This is a genomic window from Bacillus sp. GS3m_15504, assembly GCF_055825275.1.
Genome location: NZ_JBVVNL010000001.1, coordinates 1,523,504 through 1,544,521 on the forward strand (window position 1 = coordinate 1,523,504; position 21,018 = coordinate 1,544,521).

A 21,018-nucleotide genomic window follows, 5' to 3' on the forward strand; every position below is an offset into this window, starting at 1 on the left:
TGTACTATCTGAATGAAAAGTTCTGGCCTGAGCATTTTCTTTTTAAGCGTAATAACGACTTTTTTACTTAGATTACTGTAATATAGTGGAAGTTGAAAATGAGGAGGGATCATTATCCATTACCAACCTATTAAACTAAATGACGAGTTATCTAAAATTAACGATTATTGGTATCCACAAGTGATTAGTGAAATGAATGACGATCAAATTCAGCTTTTTAAAGCTAATGGAGATTTTATATGGCATGAGCATCCTAATACGGATAAGCTATTTATTGTGCTTGAAGGGGAGATGTTCATCGATTTCCGTGATGGACAGGTGAAAATTTCTAAGGGCGAGATGTTTATTGTCCCGAGAGGCGTTGAGCATAAACCTTTCACTGAAAAGGAATCCCACATCATGTTGGTAGAGCCTAAAAGGGAAATGGATTGATAATCGTAAAAAGATAAAAAAGGAGCGGAAACCCGTTCCTTTTTTATTTATCTTACTATTTTTAGGAGGTTAGTATGAATAGCATTTTTATCAATAAAAATTTATTGGATTTTTTGTGGAATATATATGAAACGTTGTATAAAATAATCAAGAAAGCCAAAAATTATAGGAGGAAAGCTGTGAAGAAAAATAAGAGTTTAATAAGTTTTTTAGGAGTGTTTATTATGCTGTTTTCTTTTTGTTTTCAAGGAAATGTACAGGCAGATGTAAATACTGTTCAATCTGGGAAAATCAAATCAGGAAATGTAACGGTATGGGAAGTTGGAAATATAGCAAAAGTGTTAGCTGATGTAGAGCGCTTAAATTTAAATACAGTAAATGTACCAATTCAGGTAGATATTCCGAATGTGACTTCTACGAATATGGTAATTAATCAAGCGCAAAAGCAACAGGCTATTATTTTAATTCAAGAATTATTAAAGCGTAATATTCAAGTTATAGTGGAACCGTTCCCATATATTCAGCAAGGAAATGTTGGAGAAACGGAATGGAATCCAAGTAATATTAATGATTTCTTCTGGAATTGGAAAACGGTTATTTTGCAAGACATTTTTAACTCAATTACAAGTAAATACAATGTGTACGGGCTCAAGATTGCTTCTAATTTCGTGAATATGGAATATGCAGAAGGATATTGGAGCGATACGATTGATTTTGTTCGCCAGCAGTATAAAGGAAATGTTTTGTATCAAATGAATTGGTGGTTAACAGCAAGCTTTGATCCTTCATATGAAGCGAAGTTTGTTGAGAAAATAAACCGTCCGTATTTAAAGAAGGTAGACATTGTTAGTATCGATAGTTGGTTTGAAGTTTCTGGGAAAAGAAATCCATCATATGAAGAAGTGAAGCAAAGTTTATTTGCGACGACAGTATATAACCGTGGACAAAATGTTGTTCAGCAACTAGAACAATTACATAAAGCAACAGGAAAACCGGTTTACTTTGGCGGATTTAACGTTCCGGCGCGTGAACTAGGCTTGCAAAATCCGTGGAATCCAGATGTTTCTAATGTGTTTTCAAAAGACGTACAATTAAACGGATGGCGCGCTTACCGTGACGTATTAGAACCAAAGCCATATTTTAAAGGCTTTTCAATTTGGTTTATTGGATCTAATAATAGTACGCATGCGTATCAAATACATAGTAAAGAAGCAGAGGCAGTTATTAACGGCTGGTACCGAAAATAATTTTTATAAAATAGGCAAGTTTTGAGGTTAACTACATATATTTCTAGTGAAAGGCCTTTCACCATCTTATCACCTAGGGGGCAATCATAATGAAATTTTTGTCTTACCTTACAGTAATTTTGGTGATTCTTGGCGGTTTGAATTGGTTATTTGTAGCGTTAGATTACAATGTAGTTGAGAAATGGTTTGGTTCTATGCCGGCGCTTGTGGACACTATTTATTGGCTCATTGGTCTTTCTGCAATTTATCAAATTTTTGATCGGTTCTTTACGGATAATTAGCTATTATTCTTTTATTACTAGAGTGTTAAGTACGATTATGTACTTAACACTTTTTTGTGTGTTTATAAAAACATTGGCACTTGCAAGCGATTCCATTGCGTCTTACGCCGTAATAATAGAAAACAAATTGACCGTGTCTTGTATTGTAGGGTATAATTCAGAAAGTTTAAAAAATAAAAGATGAGAAATAGGGAGGTTATTAGGGTGATGGAGAGAGTGTATAATTTTTCAGCTGGACCATCAATACTCCCTTTGCCAGTTTTAGAAAAAGTGCAAAAGGAGCTTGTAAATTATAACGGGACAGGCATGTCTATTATGGAAATGAGTCACCGATCTTCTTATTTTCAAAGTATTATAGATGAAGCGGGTAGCTTACTTCGTGAATTAATGAACATTCCTGATGAGTATGAAGTATTGTTTTTACAAGGTGGTGCTTCATTACAATTCTCTATGATACCGTTAAATTTAATGAATACGTATAAAAAAGCAGGGTACGTATTGACTGGTTCATGGTCTAAAAAGGCACTGCAAGAAGCTGAAAAAGTTGGAGAAGTACAAGTGATTGCTTCTTCTGAAAATGAGAAGTTTACTACAATTCCTAAACTGGATGGTTTATTAGGCGATGAAAAACTAGATTATGTACATATAACAACGAATAATACAATAGAGGGTACGAAATATGTGGACATTCCACATGTAGATAAAGTACCACTCGTTGCGGATATGTCCTCAAATATTTTATCAGAACGATATGATGTTTCAAAGTTTGGTCTTATATATGCGGGAGCGCAAAAGAATCTAGGGCCAGCGGGCTTAACGATTGCAATTATAAAAAGAGATTTAATTGGAGGAGCAGATCGTTATTGTCCTACAATGTTAAACTATGAAACTTACAGTAAAAATAACTCCTTATATAATACACCGCCGTCCTTTAGTATTTACGTAACAAAACTTGTATTAGAGTGGTTAAAAGAGCAAGGCGGAGTATCTGCGATTGAAGAACAAAATAAAATGAAATCTTCACTTCTTTACAATTTCTTAGATGAATCAAAATTGTTTACTTCACCAGTTGATCCTACGTATCGGTCACTTATGAACATTCCGTTTACAACGCCGTCAGAAGAGCTGAACAATGAGTTTTTACAAAAAGCGAAAGAACGCGGCCTTGTTACGTTAAAAGGACATCGATCAGTCGGTGGTATGCGCGCTAGTATTTACAATGCGATGCCAGTACAAGGCGTACAGCAATTAGTAAATTATATGAAGGAATTTGAGCTTGAGAATAGATAGGGAGATGGGGATATGTTTCGTGTTCAAACGTTAAATCAAATTGCAGAAAAAGGTTTGCAAGTACTTGGCGGAGAGCGTTATGAAGTAGGGGAGAGAATCAATCATCCAGATGGTATTTTACTTCGCAGTTATTCTTTACATCAAGATGAATTTTCAAAAGATTTAAAGGCGATTGCGAGAGCTGGTGCAGGGGTAAATAATATTCCTGTCGAGCGATGTACAGAAAAAGGGATTGTAGTCTTTAATACGCCAGGGGCAAATGCCAATGCAGTAAAGGAACTTATCATCGCCAGTCTTATTATGTCTTCACGTAACATTATTAACGGCGTAAGCTGGACGAAAAATTTAGAAGGTGAGGAAGTACCACAGCTTGTTGAATCAGGGAAAAAACAATTTGTTGGATCTGAAATTGCGGGAAAACGTCTAGGAGTTATCGGGCTTGGTGCAATCGGAGCTTTAGTTGCGAACGATGCGTTAGCGTTAGGGATGGACGTTGTCGGATATGATCCTTACATTTCAGTTGAAACAGCTTGGCGCCTTTCTACACATGTGCAAAGAGCATTTAGTTTAGATGAAATTTTTGCAACGTGTGATTATATTACCCTTCATATTCCTCTTACGAATCAAACGAAGGGAATGATTGGTGAACACGCTGTAGAGAAGATGAAAAAAGGTATGCGTCTATTCAATTTCTCTAGAGGAGAACTTGTAGATGAAAAGGTGCTTCAAAAAGCGTTAGAAGAAGAGATTATTGCACATTACGTAACGGACTTCCCGAATGAAAATGTGATAAAGATGAAAAATGTAACAGCGACGCCTCACCTTGGTGCATCTACGTCTGAATCAGAAGAAAATTGTGCAGTCATGGCAGCGCGCCAATTACGTGAATATTTAGAGACAGGAAATATTCGTAATTCAGTCAACTATCCAAATGTTGAGCTGCCGTATATCGGAAAGAAACGTATTACAATCATGCATCAAAACGTACCGAACATGGTAGGACAAATTACAGGGTGTTTAGCAGAGCATCATATTAATATTGCAGATATGATTAATCGTAGTAAACATTCTTGGGCGTACACAATGATTGATATCGATAACGGAATTGATGATATAATAAAAGAGAACATTGTGGAAAATATAAGCAAAATTACAGGTGTTGTAGCCGTTCGAATGATTGTGTAAAGGAGAGAGGGAATTGGCAAAAATCCGACCGTTTCGGGCCATTCGTCCAGTAGAAGAAAAAGCAGCACAAGTTGCAGCTTTACCGTATGATGTTTTAAATAGTGAAGAGGCAAGAGAAGTTGTAAAAGGAAATCCATTTTCTTTCTTACACGTTGATAAAGCAGAAATTGATTTAGACCCAGCGCTTTCACCGTACGATGATCGCGTATATGAAAAAGCGGGTGAAAATTTAAATCGATTGATACGAGAAGAAGTTTTCATTCAAGATGAAGAGCCAGCACTATATATTTATGAACTGACGATGCAAGGTAGAAAGCAGTCCGGTCTTGTCGTTTGTACATCTATTGATGAGTATGAAGACGATACAATTAAAAAACATGAAAGAACGCGTCATGAAAAAGAACTAGATCGTATTCGCCACGTAGATGTGTGTGATGCAAATACAGGTCCTATCTTTTTAACGTATCGTACAAAAGAAGAAGTGAAACATTTCATCGCAAGCTGGAAAGAAGAACATGCGCCAATCTATACATTTACAGCAGAAGATGGCGTAGAGCATGTTGCTTGGAAAATAGCTGATGAAGAAGTAATTGCAAGTTTAGTAAACGTATTTGAAGATATTCCTAATCTTTATATTGCAGATGGACATCACCGCTCCGCATCAGCTGCAAAAGTTGGGCTCATGCGAAGAGAACAATATCCGAATTACACAGGAGAAGAAGAGTTTAATTTCTTCCTATCAGTTTTATTCCCTCACGATGAATTATCCATTTGGGACTATAACCGAGTTGTGAAAGATTTAAACGGCTTATCAGAAGAACAGTTTTTAAAACAAATCACGCAATACTTCTATGTAGAAGAAGCATCTGTTTCTCCGTATAAACCAAATGAGCCAAAAACATTTGGTATGTATGTAAATGAGAAGTGGTATAAGCTCACAGTGAAAGAGGAAACGTTTGATGCGAATGATCTTGTGAAAGGTTTAGATGTATCTATTTTGCAAGACCATTTATTAAGCCAAGTACTTGAAATACATGATCCGCGATCTGATTCACGCATTGATTTTGTTGGAGGAATTCGCGGGTTAGAAGAATTAGAACGTCTTGTAAATAGCGGTGCATATAAAGCGGCGTTCTCACTATATCCGACATCAATGGAATCTTTATTAACAATCGCAGACGCTGGAGAAGTTATGCCACCAAAATCAACGTGGTTTGAACCGAAACTGCGCAGTGGGTTGTTTGTACATTCGTTAAAGTAAATAGACTTCTTTAGTTTGGAAAACCGAAATGATTTTTAGTTTCGGTTTTTCTTATTTTGGCTCAGTAAACGTTTAATGTTGATTTTAATGTTAAGATTGAAATATGTAACAACAGGTCGCTACAAAAAAACGGAGGAAATACGATGAAAATACAGCTGCAAAAAAGTTTTTATTTTGAATTGAAAAATGCAATTCGTTGTCATTATAACGAACTTTTAACAAGATGCGGTGTTGACACAATATATGGGTACTCCATATTAACAGACGATTGTGTCAATAGCATTGGACCAGTGGCTAATGAAGAAAGACTAATCAAAGTTAATAAATCGGACCCTTTATACAATTATTATAGATACGGAGCTATTGAGTGGAGCGAATGGGACGATTTTGGAATGTTTGATGAAGTGAACAAAATTATTAAGAAATATCATAATATCGTCGAAGATGACTTTAACATACGAGTACATACACTGTTGAAAGAAACGTTAACTGTGTTAATGGAACTTGAATTAGAAGGATTGTTTGGAGACAGAAATGATAATCGATTTATTGTCATTTGTGTAACTGATTCATCGAACGAAATCATGATTGAATCAGCTCGATTGCTTAATACATTAAAGACATACGAAGAATATGCTTCAGAATTTGCATAAGAATGAATATAAGTAAAACTGCGCTCTATAAGAGGCGATTTTCATTTAATAGAAAGTCACCAATTAATAGTAACCATTCGTTGTGACGTAACCATCGAACAATTTGAGCCTGATGAAAAAAATCGCACAAAGATTATTGCGATGTTTACATGTAGGAATCAACTTGAAAAAGAAGTTATGAAGGGGAGATAAGGCTAGGTAGCATAAAATATATCACTATATGTGGAGTGGAAAGGAAAGAATATGTTGTGTATAAATATAAAGTAGAAAATATAATGAATTGAACCCGAAAAGTAACGTAGTAATTGGAGATGGTAGACTAAACTAGACATCAAGCTAAGTGGAAAATTGCAACGATATATATTTTCTTATGCTCTAGAATACCTAGCTAAAGAAAATATTGAGCAAAGGAGTTAGTTGTTTTATATGTATGGTTTAACCAAAAAGTTGTAAGTATATAACTCACACCATTATGTAGTTACCTTGAAGAATCTACAGGTGTTCTTATCATCCCTGAAGAGAAATTGAGTAATTTTATGCACAATTAAGTGAACGTTTTTCTACATAGATTAGTTGACATTTATATAAGGTTCATCCATTTATAAAGGTATTTTTGCTTTGTTGTTTTTCAAAAATAACGGATAAAATTTTCATATTTACGAACTTAGTGCATAATGATTGTTGGATAAATTGGAATACCACGTTCCTTTAGAATTTCAGACATATTATCTTTTTCAAACTACTTTTCTTTAACATATCTTATCTATTCTATTATGCTCCTTAGTTGGTTTTTCGGAGTTTATTATAGTTTAAAAAAGCTGCACGAGAACCTATATTTATACTGTTAAAATACACAACAATAAGGATAAAACCTACTTTGTAATTGCAAATGAAGCTTATGTATATGTGAAGTAAGGTGAAAGAGGGTCTGCACATAATCAATCACCCTTTTTTATAACATTTCTTTGCAGAGATACGTTATAAAAAAGGGTTGTTATTTGAAAGTTGAAAAATAAATTCTATTAATCATTCATATTTTATTAAATTACTTTGACCTAATTATAAGTCAGCTGAAACTGTACTTATTCCAACTTGGATAGTGTTAATAACAGTATATAATCTGTGGTATGAGTTTATAGGAGTAGAACCTAATTTTCATTTGATGTATTTATTGAATGATTGGTTATAGTACTATACTTCTTATTCATAACTATATAAATCCAACCAATAACTGATAAGATAACTGGATAGAAAATAGCCCAACCACTAAATGAGTATACAATAATACATATAATTAGAGATAGGAAGGCCATCCACCAACCTATATCACGCACTTTTAATAATTTAAGAGCAGCTAGCATTGTAAAAATATATGAAGTAATAAATATTACACTAGGACCTTTAAGAAGCATTTCTAAATTTGGTCGTGCCATACCATAAAAAATTAAAATACAACTAAAAATGCCTCCTAGAACTAGTAATACCCTAGTTGGAGTTTGAAATTGAGAGTGTAACTTAGCAAAGAAGGAAGGGAAATGTCCTTCTCTAGCTTGAGCGTAAATCATTCTTGAAAAACCTGCAATGTTAGCATGTACAGCACTAAACGAAATGAAAATTGCTAAAATAGTTGTTATATATGTACCTATCGGTCCTAATCCTTTTGATATTAGAATACTAAGGGAAGCTATCTGATCTTTATCACCATATGAGTGGGTCCCTATTGTTACAAAAGATATTGCAATGTACATAATGGAGATACAAATTGCTCCTAAAAATAAACTAATCGAAATATCCTTAGCGGGCCTTTTAAATTCTTCAGCTAATGGGGTTATCATTTCCCACCCTACAAATGAGAAAAAGATAATTACAGAAGAAGCGCCAACGGAAGACCACCCGTTTGGTACAAATGGTGTAAAAGAACTTAATTTTACATATGGTATAGAAACGATAACAGCGACAACTATTAAAAGTGAAATAATACAAATTACAAACACACTAACTTTTGATGATAACTCGATCCCTTTTATATGTAAGAGTAAAGAGGTAATTAAAATTAATGCTGCAATTCCTATAACACTAAGATTGCTTATTGGAAAAACATATCCAATATAATGGGCACCTGTTAAAGCAATAATAGGTACTCCAATAGGAATAGAACCTAACATAATCCAGCCTAGGATGGCACTTGTATTTGCATTAAATGCCATTTGAACATAAGCTGTAATTCCTCCAGCACTAGGAATCATTTTAGCAAGACGTGCTAGAGTCGCTACAATAGGAAAAGCTAATATAGACATGATAACCCAAGATAAAATTGAAGCTGGTCCAGCGCTATTTGCAGTAATTGAAGGTAAAATAAGGATTCCACAACCTAACACAGCTCCGATGGTTAATGCGGTCCCCTGTACCCAAGTAATTGAACGTTTCAATGATTGTTGTGTCAAGATTCTCAGCCTCTCTTTCGTTAATTGATATTAATTATATAAAGTTTAAAAAAAAGATAACATGCTATAATTTATGTATTAATTATAATTTTCTTAAAGAATTTAAGAATTATTAAATGTTTTCTTAATTAATCAAGGGGAGGCCAAGCAATGGATGATACAGATTTAAAGATTCTTTCTCATCTTCAGGAAAATGCACGTTTAAGTATGGTTGAAATAGGAAAACTGGTAGGTTTGAGTTCTCCTTCTGTTACAGAGCGAGTTAGAAGACTAGAAGAACAAGAGGTAATTATAAGTTATCGCACGATTGTTAATCCGAAAGAATTAAAAAAACATATTACTGCGTTTGTTTTGATGGAACCAAGGGATTGCAATAAATATAAAAAGTTTGCAATGGAACATTCAGATGTGGTTGAATGTCACCGGATTGCCGGTATGTATAGTTATCTAACAAAGGTAGTCACGGAATCTGTACATACACTCGAAGACTATATTAATTTGTGCTTAGAGTATGGAAAGCCTACAACCTTAATAGTGCTTTCTTCTCCAGTAGAACATAAATCATTTTTTACAGAGAGTGAAAAACTTTAATTACATATGAGTGATTATTCAAAATAAAAAGCGTTAAATTAATACCTAATAGGAAATAGAGTCCTATTAGGTATTAATTTTCAGAAAATTATTTAGAAAATTTAGATAAAAAATAATATTTGACATATTCTTACTACTGGTGGAATAATGAACATTGTATTTTAGAAAAATTAAATTCTTAGTTAATTGGAGGTAGGATTATTATGAAATATGCAGTGCTCACAAATGATTTACAGTACGATTTGGTTAATAAAAATGAGGATAGAATTGCAGCTGTGGAGGCGTTTACGCCTAAAATGGTGTCTTTCTTAGATACTATGAGAGAAAATGATGTTTCTATTATTCACCTGCAGTTAATTAACTTAGAAGATGATCCGAAAGCTGAACGATATGGTGATTTTTTACCAGTCACAAAGGGATCTAAAGGTGCAGAAATCTTACCTGAGTTTCTTCATGAAAAAGATATTATTATGGAGAAAAATAAGGATAGTGGTTTTTTTGAGACAAATCTTGATGAAACCTTAAAAAAATTAGGAGTAGACACAATTATTATTACGGGTATGCAAACTCAAATTTGTGTCCAAACAACTGCAGCGGATGGATTTTTCCGTGGTTATAATGTAATCGTACCAGAAGATGCAGTTGTTTCAGCGAAGGATGAAGATAAGGAACGAGCTTTAAAATGGTTAGGTTCATATTGTGCAAAGATTATGAGTATCGAGGAAATCTGTAATTCAATTTCTAAAAATGAAGATATTTCTTTTGATGGGGTTGCAATTCCTTAAGTAAATACGTTGTAATATCACTTGTTCTATGTAGCAAGTGATATTATTTTTCAAAAATAAAAATGAAAAGGAGTTTTAACAAATGAAATTAACTAAAGATTTAGAAAATATAATTTTAGATCATGGAACAGGAGGACTATTGAGTCAGGATTTAATTAGTTCAATTATTACTGCAAAACTAGAAGATGTTCACCTTGGAAAAATGGAGGATAGTGCCATTCTTGAGGTAAGTAGTAGAAGATTGGCGATGACAACAGATTCTTTTGTTATTGATCCTATCTTTTTTGGTGAGGGGAATATAGGTAAAGTAGCAGTTTGTGGAACGGTTAATGATTTAGCGGTTAGTGGTGCAAAACCACTTTATCTATCATTGGCATTAGTACTAGAAGAGGGTTTTCCAATTAAAGATTTGGAAGAAATATTAGATTCTATAAGAGAGACCGCGAAAGAAGCTGGAGTGTATATTGTTGCTGGTGATACAAAAGTTGTTAAAAAAGGTGAAGTAGACAAAATCTTTATTAATACAACTGGAATAGGAGTTTTTGAAGGAGATGTATCACCGTTTTCGGTAAACTCTATTCAAGAAGGTGACGATATCATTATAACAGGACAACTAGGAAACCATAGTATACATATCCTTTCTATCAGAGAAGGATTAGGGTTTGAACAGAGAATAAATAGTGATTGTGCACCATTAAATCATATGATTACAGAGTTAAAAAATCATTTTGGTGATTCTATACATTGTATGCGAGATATTACAAGAGGCGGGTTAGGTACAGTTTTAAATGAAGTCTCAGAAACAATTAATACTGGAATAAAAATACAAGAAAAAGATATTCCTATGTTAGCAGAAACTATTATGGCTGCCGACATGTTAGGTGTTAATCCAATGTATCTAGCTAATGAGGGCAATGTTTGTATGTTTGTGTCTCCAGAGGTAAGTGAGGAAGTCGTGAGGGTATTAAAAAATACTAAATATGGTAAAGAAGCTGCGGTAATTGGTAAAGTTACTCAAACAAAAGAAAGACAAGTACTCATGGAAGCAAAATCAGGTGAATTGAAACTCATTGAGTTATTATATGGGGCAGAATTACCTCGATTATGTTAGGAGACAATTTATGAAAAAAGTAATAAATATGTTTATAAAAAAGTATCAAGTTAAAGGCATTGTGCAAGGTGTTGGTTTTAGACCTTTCGTATATAGGATAGCAAAAAAGTATCATCTAAACGGATGGGTGTTAAATGATTCAAATGGAGTGCTTATAGAAGTAGAGGGGGAACAAAATAATATTTCGCATTTTATTCATGATATTGAATTTAATTCCCCAGAATTGGCTTATGTGCAAGAGGTTAAATTGATAGAGGAACAAGAATCCAACAATCGTTATAGCTCTTTTGATATTTTGAGTAGCCAAAAACATAGTAGTAGGCAAACCTTAATATCTCCTGATACTTATGTATGTAATGAATGTTTAGAAGAATTATTTGATCCAACGAATAGAAGGTTTCGTTATCCATTTATTAATTGTACAAATTGTGGACCTAGATATTCAATAATAAAAGATATTCCTTATGATAGACCGTATACTACAATGTCCAAATTTCCTATGTGCAAAGAGTGTGATATAGAATACAAAGACATACTTGATCGGAGATTTCATGCACAACCAAATGCTTGCTGGAAATGTGGACCACAAGTTCAATTGAAAACAACAGATGGTACAAATGTCTCCACTGATAATCCAATAGAAAAAACAATTGATTTGTTGAAAAAGGGGAAAATCCTAGCTATTAAAGGGTTAGGTGGATATCACTTAGTTGTAGATCCAATGAATCATGAAGCTGTAAAAGAATTAAGAAAAAGAAAAAAACGGGATGAAAAACCTTTTGCTTTAATGTCATCTCAATTAGATGATGTGAAAAATTTTGCTGAAATAACAAAAAATGAAGAAACTTTATTAGTTTCTAAAGAACGACCAATTGTGTTATTGAACAAAAAGGATAATGAGTATATTTCTTCAGATGTTGCACCTAGTAATAATACCTATGGGGTAATGTTAGCCTATACACCACTTCATCATCTTATTTTAAGAGGGAATTTTATTTCATTAATAGCTACGAGCGCCAATGTTTCTGATGAACCTATTGTATATAAAGATGGAGATGCAATTGAGCAGCTAAAGGGAATTGCAGATTATTATTTAGTACACAATAGGGAGATATTCACTAGAGTAGATGACTCTATTGTTAGGGGGATTGATTTAGATGATGAAGTAATAAAACTACAAATAATTCGTCGCGCTAGAGGTTATGTACCAAACCCAATTGATTTTAAAGAAGGATCACCTAATGTACTTGCTTTAGGAGCAGAATTAAAGAATACGATTTGCTTAACTAAAGGTGAAAAAGCTTTTATTAGTCATCATATTGGTGATTTAAAAAACTATAAAATTTATGAATCTTTTAAAAATACTATAGCTCACTTACAAAAAATCTTTGAAATTAGTCCTTCTGTAATTGCAAGTGATCTTCATCCTGATTTTTATAGTACAAAATATGCATTTGATCAAAATGTTTTACCAGTTGTACAGGTTCAGCATCATCATGCCCACATGGCTTCTTGTATGGTTGATAATCAATTAGATGGTCCTGTTTTAGGAGTTATTTTAGATGGTACGGGTTATGGTGATGATGGGAATATTTGGGGTGGAGAGTTTTTAATCGGTGATTTTCTTAATTATGAAAGAGCGGCATATATCGATTACTTTCAGCTGCCAGGCGGTGATAAAGCTGTTAAAGAACCGTATAGAATTGCTTTAGGAATATTGACGCAAATATATGGTGAACAAGTCAAAGAATTACCAATAAAGATAATTTCAGAGCGAAATAGTTTTGAACTAGATGTACTTATAAAAATGATTCAAAAAGGAATTAATTCTCCTCTTACTTCAAGTATGGGAAGGCTTTTTGATGCTGTTTCAGCACTATTGGGTGTCCGTGAAACAGTCCAATATGAAGGACAGGCTGCTATTGAGTTGGAGCAAGCGATTGATATCAATAATTCTTCCAATCCTTTATTATCATATGAAATAGTTGCTTCGAATGGAATTAGAAAAATCGATATAAAACCTATGTTTAAAGAGTTGGTATCTTTGATACTTAAAGATAAGTATACCAAGGGTGAATTGAGCTATCGTTTTCATTATACAATGGTTCAAATGATTACAGAAACCTGTAAACAAATTCGTCAAGAAACAGGGATTAATAAACTAGTTCTTAGTGGGGGAGTATTTTTAAATAAGTTTTTACTTGTAGAAACCTATAAGTCACTTAAGGCTTGTAAATTCGAGGTTTACATGCACAAACAAGTACCTACCAATGATGGGGGAATCTCTCTTGGTCAAGCAGCAATAGCAGCTCATCGCTATAAAGATATGCATTCGGTATAAATTTACAATAGCAATTATATAACTTTTCATTATTCTTTGTGAGTATAGTAAAAACGAAAAATTAGGAGGTGCTCTTTTATGGTAGTTAGTTCAAAAATGGATATATTTAATGAACTAGAATCCCAAGTTCGAAGTTATAGCAGAAGCTTTCCAACGATCTTCACTAAGTCTAAAGGATATAAATTATGGGATGTAGATGGAAAAGAGTATATTGACTTTTTCTCAGGTGCTGGTGCTCTTAATTATGGACATAATGATGATAAAATGAAGCAGGTATTAATAGATTATCTTTTAGAAGATGGTATTATTCATAGTCTTGATATGGGAACAAGCGCTAAAGTGAATTTTTTAAAGCACTTTAACAAAATTATTTTGGAACCACGTGATTTAAATTATAAAATTATGTTTCCTGGTCCAACAGGTACAAATTCTGTTGAAAGTGCACTGAAAATTGCTCGAAAAGTGACCGGGCGCACAAATATCATAAGTTTTTCTAATGCTTTTCATGGAATGAGTTTAGGATCACTTTCGATAACGAGTAATCATTTTAAGCGAAAGGGTGCTGGAGTACCACTAAATAATAGTATTATCATGCCGTATGAAAATTATTTAGATTCTCTTAATTCTTTATCATATTTAGAAAAAGTATTGGGCGATAGTGGAAGTGGAGTGGCTTTACCTGCTGCAATTATTCTAGAAACAGTTCAAGGTGAGGGTGGTTTAAATACCGCTAGCTCCCAATGGTTAAAGGGAATTGACAGACTGTGTAAAAAATATAATATATTATTGATTGTCGATGATATTCAAGCAGGGTGCGGACGTACGGGGACATTTTTTAGCTTTGAACCTGCGAGCATTAAACCAGACATAATTTGTTTGTCAAAATCTATAAGTGGCATTGGCCTTCCGATGGCTATTACACTAATTAAACCGGAATATGATAAGTGGGAACCAGGAGAACATAATGGAACGTTTCGAGGGAATAATCTAGCATTTTTAGCAGCTACAGAAGCATTGAGTTATTGGAAAGATATAGAGTTTATTAATGCTTTAAAATGGAAAAGTGAAAAAATCACTAGTTTTCTTAATGAGATTTGTTTGAAATACCCCCAACTTCAAGGAGAAGTACGAGGGAGAGGCTTTATGCAGGGCATAGCGTGTAATACTTTTGGAATAGCTAAAAAGATTTGCTCAGTTGCATTTGAAAATGGTCTAATTATTGAAACATCTGGACCTAATGATGAAGTTATTAAGTTGTTACCTTCTTTAACAATAGACTTAGAAGGATTAAGTAAAGGATTGGAAATGTTAGAGGATAGTATTTCTACTATTTTAAAAGAGGTAACTCACTAAGTTTGAACGACTTGCACTTAATAACCTTGCGGACCGTTTGCAGTAGTTGCGGTAGAAGAAGGAAAAGAAGCGGCCCACAAAGTGGATCTAACATTCTTATCTATTATGAGAGATTTAGATAAAATAATAAGTCAAATTCAAGAAGTTTCTGCATTAACAGAAGAGATATCTGCCGGCACAGAAGAAGTAAGTGCATCTCTTTCGCTAGTATATCATTCTAAATAATATATGATATTTTAAAATTCAAAACACCTTTCATTCACCATTAAAGAAAGGTGTTTTGAATTTGTTTTTTTGATTGCTTTTATAAATTGCACGTTGATGATGATATTATTTATATATAATCCCCTTATTTTACCTCAAATCGATAGGTGGGGAGAGAATTAATAAATGAGGGAATAATATATAAGGTAGTTGAATTGTAATGATCTATTCAACTATTAAAACAGCAAGTGAAATTTCTATTTATGAAGATAACACTTCTAAATATCCAATTTCATTAGGGTTTTGGGATAAATAATATATAACCTATATAGAAGAGTTAACATCCTGTTTTATAGTAGTGGATAGTTATAAATTAGTACTTTAGGATTCATCAAGAAAAGTTCTTTTTTTCTGAATAATGTATATAAATTCGTGATATTTTATTATTAAACAAAATGATTTTATATTTTATTAACTTATTACTTTCCATCTTCAATAATCATTTATTACAACAGCTTTAACGTCCAAAATAAGATGTTCCAACATAGGACAATATAAGTATCTTTATAATGATTTTTCAATATAATCAATGTGTTAATGAAAGTAATTCTGTGTTATTTTTACTTTTCTATTAACTAATACAGCTTCAAACAAAGGACATAATTGCTACATACTAAGTGAAATTTATTACCCATTCAAAATTCTGCCTATTCAATCTTTCTAAAAATAAAAAAAGATTGAACTCATAAATATACAAGTTATAATGAGGGCGTCGAGAGATAATATATGACCTCTAGCGAAAATATCAAACCTCGTTTTGGTTCGAAAATTCTAAAGAACTTGCCAGTGAGTTTCTAAAATTTTACATATTGATATGATTACTATATGGAGGGTTGTGGAACAAAAGGAAAGTTTATTCAACTCAAGAAAGAAAGCGCTATCGAAAAAGGGTCTTATTTTGAATTGATTATGCTAATAACTTAGATTCAACAGCAATTAAAAATAATAAACCATGGGGGTGCTTATATGAACATAAATGTAGCATCTATGAAAGAAAAAAAGGTTGTTAAATACAAAAGTTGTTTTGATGTGATTGGGCCCATAATGATAGGTCCTTCAAGTTCACATACTGCAGGTGCTTTGTCTATTGGAACAGTTGCTAATAAATTATTTCAAGGTCTTCCAAAAAAAGTTGTGGTAACGTATTATGAATCATTTGCTGAAACCCATAAAGGTCACGGAACTGATTTTGCAATAATTGCTGGTATATTAGGCTTTGCTGCCGATGACAGCAAAGTGCCAGATGCTATTAAAATAGCAGAATCTAAAGGGATTGACATTACTTTTATTGAAAAATCAGGTGATAGTCCTGCCGGTCATCCAAATACGGCAGATGTATATGTAGAGGATGACAGTCGAAGTATTAGAACGATGGGTATTTCAGTCGGTGGTGGATTGATCGAAGTCAAACATGTTGAAATTGACGGATTTAGCTTAGAACTGCAGGGGCCATTGCCAGTTGTTATTGCAATTTCAGAAAGAGCTGACTTTGAATTTGTCTTACGCAGGATCTTTAAACAATATGATGTTGAAATTAACAACTTTCATAGTTTGAAAGATAAAACAAAATATTTATATGCATTCGCTTTGGATTCGCTATTGCCTGGTAATGCTCAGAAGGAATTAGGGAATTTAAGCAATATAGCTAATCTTATTATTCTTTAGTTACATTAAGGAGAGAAAAAATATGTATATGGCCATAAAAGAAATTGTGGATGCAGCTAATAAAAGTCAAAAGACAATTTATGAATTAGCAATTGAACAGGAAATTGAACAAACTAAAACTTCTTATGAAGAAGTTTGGAGTAAAATGGAACAAAATTTAGCGACTATGCAAAATGCTATAAATAAAAGTATCGAGGGCGACGGTGTATTTTCTCCAACCGGTTTAACCGGAGGTGATGCAGTTAAAATTAAAAACTATCGAGAAAATAGGAAAACTCTTTCTGGAGATTTGATGGTGTTAGGGATTCAAAGTGCTATCGGCGTTAATGAAGTAAATGCTGCATTAGGAGCTATTTGTGCAACTCCAACAGCGGGTGCGAGTGGGACGATTCCGGGAGTCCTATTTAGTATTAAGGATACGTTGCAGTTAAGTCATGAAGATATGATACATTTTCTATTCACATCAGCGTTATTTGGAACGATAGTAGCAAACAACGCTTGTATTTCAGGAGCGTATGGAGGATGTCAAGCTGAAGTAGGCAGTGCCTCAGCAATGGCGGCTGCAGCTGCGGTAGAAGCTGCAGGTGGAACGCCACAGCAATCTTCTGAAGCTTTTTCGATTGCATTACAAAATTTACTCGGTTTAGTTTGTGATCCGGTCGCTGGTTTGGTAGAAATTCCTTGTGTAAAGAGAAACGCCATTGGAGCGACAAATGCTTTAGCAGCAGCGGACATCGCATTAGCCGGTGTAAACAATATCATCAATGCTGACGAAGTTATTGAAGCGATGTATAGAGTTGGAAGACAGATTCCTCGCGAATTAAGAGAGACAGGTTTAGGTGGAATTGCGGCTACACCTACAGGGATTGCCATTAAAAATAAAATATTTGGGGAGAAACAATCAAATCAATGAACAGTTAACGTCTATATTGTGAAAAAGTTAACAATATATTCTCTATTGTTCGCTTCAGGATTTCTGGATATTGGGGGAATTATCAATAAAATATCCTACTATATAATTGAAACATTTTGTAAGTGGTAACAAACTCGTCAGGTTGATGCTTCGTTAATTTTTTGAGTCTGATCAACTTAGAAGAAGGATATACGATGTGGCGCACTTTATAAACAAAAAGAACGGTCTATATTCCTATACCTTAAATAAAGACGTAAGAATAGGAAACAAGGAGGAATTATTATATGAATGGGAATACTGCAAAAAACATAGAATTTCAAGCTGATAATACGGCAGTAAAAAATGAAAAATACCTAGACCATAAAAAATGGCATAAACAGGATACTACCTGGGCATTGAGCCTTTTTGGAACAGCAATTGGAGCAGGGGTACTCTTTTTACCGATTAATGCAGGTTCAGGTGGTTTATTATCATTGCTGTTAATTACCATACTTGCATATCCAGTTATGTACTACTCACATAGGGCGCTTGCTAAAATGATTTACGCTTCGAATTCTGCCGATGAGGGGATTACAGGTACAATAAGAGAATATTTCGGAAATAAAGCAAGTATCATTTTTAACATCGTATATTTCGTCTCCATTTATACGATCGTGCTGATGTACTCGGTCGCACTTACAAATACTGCAAGTAGTTTTATTGTACACCAATTGCACATGCCGGGGCCTCCAAGGGCTATTTTATCACTTGTATTAGTACTCGGTCTTATCACTATACTAAATTTTGGTCAGGATATTACTGTAAAGATAATGAGCATGCTAGTATATCCTTTCATTGCTTCTCTACTTTTTATTGCAATATCTTTAATTCCACAATGGAATACTTCAATGCTAAGTTTTTCAAGTGTTTCTACTGCTTCAACTGGAACGGGCTATTTTGGAATGATTTGGATGATTCTACCAATCATCGTATTCTCGTTTAATCATTCTCCTATGATTTCGTCATTTGTTATGAAACAGAGAGCTACGTATGGAATAGATGCTACTGATGCCAAGTGTGCTCAAATACAAAAAGTTTGTTATATTATGACATTCGCTGTTGTTATGTTCTTTGTGTGGAGCAGTACTTTAAGTTTGACTCCAGATGATCTTAAGGTGGCAAAAGAACAGAACTTGTCAATTCTATCATATCTTGCTAATGAGCTTAATTCGCCTGTAATCACGATTGCAGCTCCTATCATTGCGTTTGTGGCTATTACAAAGTCTTTCCTTGGTCATTATATAGGAGCGTATGAGGTAATGCGTGACATGATTATCAAGTCCGGTAAAAAACGTGGGAAAGATATAGGAGAAAAAACAGTTAAGACAATGATTCTTACTTTTGTTGTGCTAACATGCTGGTATGTTGCTTATACAAATCCAAGTATTCTTGGAATCATTGATGCCCTTAGCGGTCCGTTAGTCGCTGCTATCTTATGTCTATTACCGATGTATGCGATTCGTAAAGTACCAGTACTAGCAAAATACAGAGGGAAAATGAGTAATGTATTTGTAATTGTTATAGGGATACTTACTGTTCTAGCAAGTATTAAGTCATTATTCTAATTTACTGTAGTTAGTTCTGATGCAAAAATAATAGGATATGAAATGAGAATGAAAGATTCCTAGCGGAACTAAATTATATAGTGTTAAACCAAAGAGATTCTGGTTTTGGACAAACTATTCATCTGGGATAGTTTGTCCTTTTTTGATTATATGCATAACTTCTATTACAGCAATCTTTTTTTAGCTGGTTGTTATGATTTTAATCCAAGCCTATTAGGGTGCTGATCCATGTGCATCAAGCTAATATTTTGAAGTATCCCACATCTGTTTTCTTAGGTTGATGGGAATGGGCCGGTACCCCATGTATGGCGGACAACTAAAATGGCTTTATTTCATCACATGTCCGAAGTCATTGTATCTCCCACTTACTCATTTCGCGTTCCTTGAGGAAGGGAATCTTCTTACTAGATTTATAAACATAACTTATTGAGCGTAGGGTGATACTCCTATTACAATTATGATAGTTGATTGACCACACTTTCTAAAAATTGCTCTACTTTTTCTTGTGTAGTATCAGGCGAATGATAACCAATTGTAAATGTAAGTCTCCCATTATAAGAGCTTGCCCCCATTGTGAAGAATGGTGCATACATAATTGGTGATGTTATATACCCGTCCTGAGCTTGAACTTCACCAAACATAATAGGTTCATCTGCTATCGACCCGAAGTTAGAATAGTTAAGGAAAAGGATACTTTCATTCTTAATTAACATAATTTTCAAAAACAAAATCTACGGATGTTAATATTTGTTATATAATATAGTTGTCAAAGTACTACCCCTGTAGTTTCTATGATGAATCGGTAAGATAGTTTGTTTGTCCCATATATTCACCTGATATAAAAAAACTTGTAGAGATTCCTGCAAGTTCTTTTTTTAAAGATTAAATGTGAATCTAAAATACAGTAACGATTTTTTGAGGGGAGAAAAGTAAATGTTTATAGAAGCAGAAAGATTACTAATACGGAAATTTGAATTCAAGGATTGGGAAGCTGTTCATGAGTATACATCAGATAGCAATGTTATGAAATACATACCTGAAGGGGTTTTTACTGAAGAAGATACAAGAAACTTTGTAAATAAAAATATGGGTGAAAATGCTAAGAACTTTCCTGTGATGCTAATAGATGAAAATATCCTGATTGGTCATATTGTTTTTCATAAATATTTTGGTGAACATACTTATGAGATTGGTTGGGTATTCAATCCTAAATATTTCAATAAAGGATATGCTTCTGAAGCAGCACAAGCTACATTGAAATATGGGTTTAAGGAAATGAAATTACATAGAATTATAGCTACATGTCAGCCAGAAAATACCCCGTCATATCGAGTGATGGAGAAAATTGGTATGAGGAGAGAAGGCTATTTCAAGAAGTGTATACCCCATGGAAATGAATGGTGGGATGAATATTATTACGCTATTTTAGAAGAAGAGTAGTGTCTCAGAACGCATTATTAAAATCAAAATCATAATTAAAATTTTGCTATCATTTTTTGAGAATTGCTTGGTCTATAAAATAATTAAAATGTGGGTGGTGCTCTATGCCCATCAAGCTAATATTATACAAGTTTGATTTCATGTAAGATTTTTTCTTT

The 21,018-nt window shown here is 33.7% G+C and carries 18 protein-coding genes and 2 pseudogenes; 18 read left to right on the forward strand and 2 right to left on the reverse strand.

The genetic code is table 11. The features are described from left to right. Positions 1-192 precede the first annotated feature (192 nt). The 8 genes and pseudogenes from AC0L0O_RS08090 to AC0L0O_RS08125 all read left to right on the forward strand — a co-directional run. Positions 193-432: a cupin domain-containing protein gene (locus AC0L0O_RS08090; protein ID WP_000997182.1), complete on the forward strand. Its 240-nt coding sequence runs from the start codon at positions 193-195 to the stop codon at positions 430-432. A 179-nt stretch (positions 433-611) separates the two neighbouring features. After that, positions 612-1,679, forward strand: a complete 1,068-nt coding sequence (locus AC0L0O_RS08095; protein WP_001982210.1) for a glycoside hydrolase family 113 — start codon at positions 612-614, stop codon at positions 1,677-1,679. Positions 1,680-1,768: 89 nt separating this feature from the next. Then, positions 1,769-1,960 carry a DUF378 domain-containing protein gene (locus AC0L0O_RS08100; protein WP_000670803.1) on the forward strand — a complete coding sequence of 64 codons (192 nt, stop codon included), beginning with the start codon at positions 1,769-1,771 and terminating at the stop codon, positions 1,958-1,960. 207 nt (positions 1,961-2,167) lie between these two features. Next, the gene (gene serC, locus AC0L0O_RS08105; RefSeq protein ID WP_001982232.1) at positions 2,168-3,250 is read left to right on the forward strand and encodes a 3-phosphoserine/phosphohydroxythreonine transaminase; all 1,083 of its coding nucleotides are present in this window, start codon (positions 2,168-2,170) and stop codon (positions 3,248-3,250) included. Positions 3,251-3,262: 12 nt separating this feature from the next. Then, complete coding sequence (locus AC0L0O_RS08110; protein WP_000490246.1) at positions 3,263-4,435, forward strand: 3-phosphoglycerate dehydrogenase family protein; 1,173 nt, start codon at positions 3,263-3,265, stop codon at positions 4,433-4,435. Between the two features lie 13 nt (positions 4,436-4,448). After that, complete coding sequence (locus tag AC0L0O_RS08115) at positions 4,449-5,696, forward strand: DUF1015 domain-containing protein (protein WP_131369058.1); 1,248 nt, start codon at positions 4,449-4,451, stop codon at positions 5,694-5,696. 143 nt (positions 5,697-5,839) lie between these two features. After that, a complete protein-coding gene (locus tag AC0L0O_RS08120; protein WP_000701634.1) occupies positions 5,840-6,349 on the forward strand; it encodes a DUF4303 domain-containing protein in 510 nt (169 codons plus the stop codon). Positions 6,350-6,421: 72 nt separating this feature from the next. Continuing rightward, positions 6,422-6,541, forward strand: a pseudogene (locus tag AC0L0O_RS08125) (enoyl-CoA hydratase); the annotation flags it as partial. 956 nt (positions 6,542-7,497) lie between these two features. On the opposite strand, the gene AC0L0O_RS08130 reads toward AC0L0O_RS08125, so the two are convergent. Next, positions 7,498-8,793, reverse strand: coding sequence for an APC family permease (locus tag AC0L0O_RS08130; RefSeq protein ID WP_000193978.1), 1,296 nt, complete (start codon positions 8,791-8,793; stop codon positions 7,498-7,500). Positions 8,794-8,943: 150 nt separating this feature from the next. On the opposite strand from AC0L0O_RS08130, the gene AC0L0O_RS08135 reads away from it, so the two are divergent. The 9 genes from AC0L0O_RS08135 to AC0L0O_RS08175 all read left to right on the forward strand — a co-directional run bounded on the left by AC0L0O_RS08135 (position 8,944) and on the right by AC0L0O_RS08175 (position 19,420). Continuing rightward, positions 8,944-9,384, forward strand: a complete 441-nt coding sequence (locus tag AC0L0O_RS08135; RefSeq protein ID WP_000342842.1) for an Lrp/AsnC family transcriptional regulator — start codon at positions 8,944-8,946, stop codon at positions 9,382-9,384. Between the two features lie 203 nt (positions 9,385-9,587). Beyond that, the gene (locus tag AC0L0O_RS08140) at positions 9,588-10,169 is read left to right on the forward strand and encodes a cysteine hydrolase family protein (protein ID WP_000872527.1); all 582 of its coding nucleotides are present in this window, start codon (positions 9,588-9,590) and stop codon (positions 10,167-10,169) included. A gap of 82 nt (positions 10,170-10,251) precedes the next feature. Next, positions 10,252-11,280 (forward strand): hydrogenase expression/formation protein HypE, encoded by a 1,029-nt coding sequence (hypE, locus tag AC0L0O_RS08145; RefSeq protein ID WP_000778915.1) that lies wholly within the window; start codon positions 10,252-10,254, stop codon positions 11,278-11,280. A 10-nt stretch (positions 11,281-11,290) separates the two neighbouring features. After that, positions 11,291-13,621, forward strand: coding sequence for a carbamoyltransferase HypF (gene hypF, locus AC0L0O_RS08150; protein WP_000755924.1), 2,331 nt, complete (start codon positions 11,291-11,293; stop codon positions 13,619-13,621). 78 nt (positions 13,622-13,699) lie between these two features. Beyond that, positions 13,700-14,974: a diaminobutyrate--2-oxoglutarate transaminase gene (ectB, locus tag AC0L0O_RS08155; RefSeq protein ID WP_000261660.1), complete on the forward strand. Its 1,275-nt coding sequence runs from the start codon at positions 13,700-13,702 to the stop codon at positions 14,972-14,974. Positions 14,975-15,055: 81 nt separating this feature from the next. Beyond that, entirely contained in the window at positions 15,056-15,199 is a 144-nt protein-coding gene (locus tag AC0L0O_RS08160; RefSeq protein WP_000366274.1) for a hypothetical protein, read from the forward strand. Positions 15,200-16,204: 1,005 nt separating this feature from the next. After that, the gene (sdaAB, locus tag AC0L0O_RS08165) at positions 16,205-16,903 is read left to right on the forward strand and encodes an L-serine ammonia-lyase, iron-sulfur-dependent subunit beta (protein WP_001024898.1); all 699 of its coding nucleotides are present in this window, start codon (positions 16,205-16,207) and stop codon (positions 16,901-16,903) included. Positions 16,904-16,925: 22 nt separating this feature from the next. After that, the gene (gene sdaAA / locus AC0L0O_RS08170) at positions 16,926-17,816 is read left to right on the forward strand and encodes an L-serine ammonia-lyase, iron-sulfur-dependent, subunit alpha (RefSeq protein ID WP_000281785.1); all 891 of its coding nucleotides are present in this window, start codon (positions 16,926-16,928) and stop codon (positions 17,814-17,816) included. 284 nt (positions 17,817-18,100) lie between these two features. After that, on the forward strand, positions 18,101-19,420 hold the full coding sequence (locus AC0L0O_RS08175) for an aromatic amino acid transport family protein (protein WP_131369056.1): 1,320 nt from the start codon (positions 18,101-18,103) through the stop codon (positions 19,418-19,420). A gap of 455 nt (positions 19,421-19,875) precedes the next feature. Here AC0L0O_RS08175 and AC0L0O_RS08180 read toward each other — a convergent pair. Beyond that, a pseudogene (locus tag AC0L0O_RS08180) lies at positions 19,876-20,094 on the reverse strand (condensation domain-containing protein); the annotation flags it as partial. 259 nt (positions 20,095-20,353) lie between these two features. Here AC0L0O_RS08180 and AC0L0O_RS08185 point away from each other — a divergent pair. Beyond that, a complete protein-coding gene (locus AC0L0O_RS08185) occupies positions 20,354-20,860 on the forward strand; it encodes a GNAT family N-acetyltransferase (protein WP_000469438.1) in 507 nt (168 codons plus the stop codon). Positions 20,861-21,018: the final 158 nt, after the last annotated feature.

Coding starts and splice junctions, on each gene's coding strand:
- AC0L0O_RS08090 (WP_000997182.1), top strand. CDS start 193: ATGAATGACGATCAAATTCAGCTTTTTAAAGCTAATGGAGATTTTATA.
- AC0L0O_RS08100 (WP_000670803.1), top strand. CDS start 1,769: ATGAAATTTTTGTCTTACCTTACAGTAATTTTGGTGATTCTTGGCGGT.
- serC (WP_001982232.1), top strand. CDS start 2,168: ATGGAGAGAGTGTATAATTTTTCAGCTGGACCATCAATACTCCCTTTG.
- AC0L0O_RS08110 (WP_000490246.1), top strand. CDS start 3,263: ATGTTTCGTGTTCAAACGTTAAATCAAATTGCAGAAAAAGGTTTGCAA.
- AC0L0O_RS08120 (WP_000701634.1), top strand. CDS start 5,840: ATGAAAATACAGCTGCAAAAAAGTTTTTATTTTGAATTGAAAAATGCA.
- AC0L0O_RS08135 (WP_000342842.1), top strand. CDS start 8,944: ATGGATGATACAGATTTAAAGATTCTTTCTCATCTTCAGGAAAATGCA.
- AC0L0O_RS08140 (WP_000872527.1), top strand. CDS start 9,588: ATGAAATATGCAGTGCTCACAAATGATTTACAGTACGATTTGGTTAAT.
- hypE (WP_000778915.1), top strand. CDS start 10,252: ATGAAATTAACTAAAGATTTAGAAAATATAATTTTAGATCATGGAACA.
- hypF (WP_000755924.1), top strand. CDS start 11,291: ATGAAAAAAGTAATAAATATGTTTATAAAAAAGTATCAAGTTAAAGGC.
- ectB (WP_000261660.1), top strand. CDS start 13,700: ATGGTAGTTAGTTCAAAAATGGATATATTTAATGAACTAGAATCCCAA.
- sdaAB (WP_001024898.1), top strand. CDS start 16,205: ATGAACATAAATGTAGCATCTATGAAAGAAAAAAAGGTTGTTAAATAC.
- sdaAA (WP_000281785.1), top strand. CDS start 16,926: ATGTATATGGCCATAAAAGAAATTGTGGATGCAGCTAATAAAAGTCAA.
- AC0L0O_RS08175 (WP_131369056.1), top strand. CDS start 18,101: ATGAATGGGAATACTGCAAAAAACATAGAATTTCAAGCTGATAATACG.
- AC0L0O_RS08185 (WP_000469438.1), top strand. CDS start 20,354: ATGTTTATAGAAGCAGAAAGATTACTAATACGGAAATTTGAATTCAAG.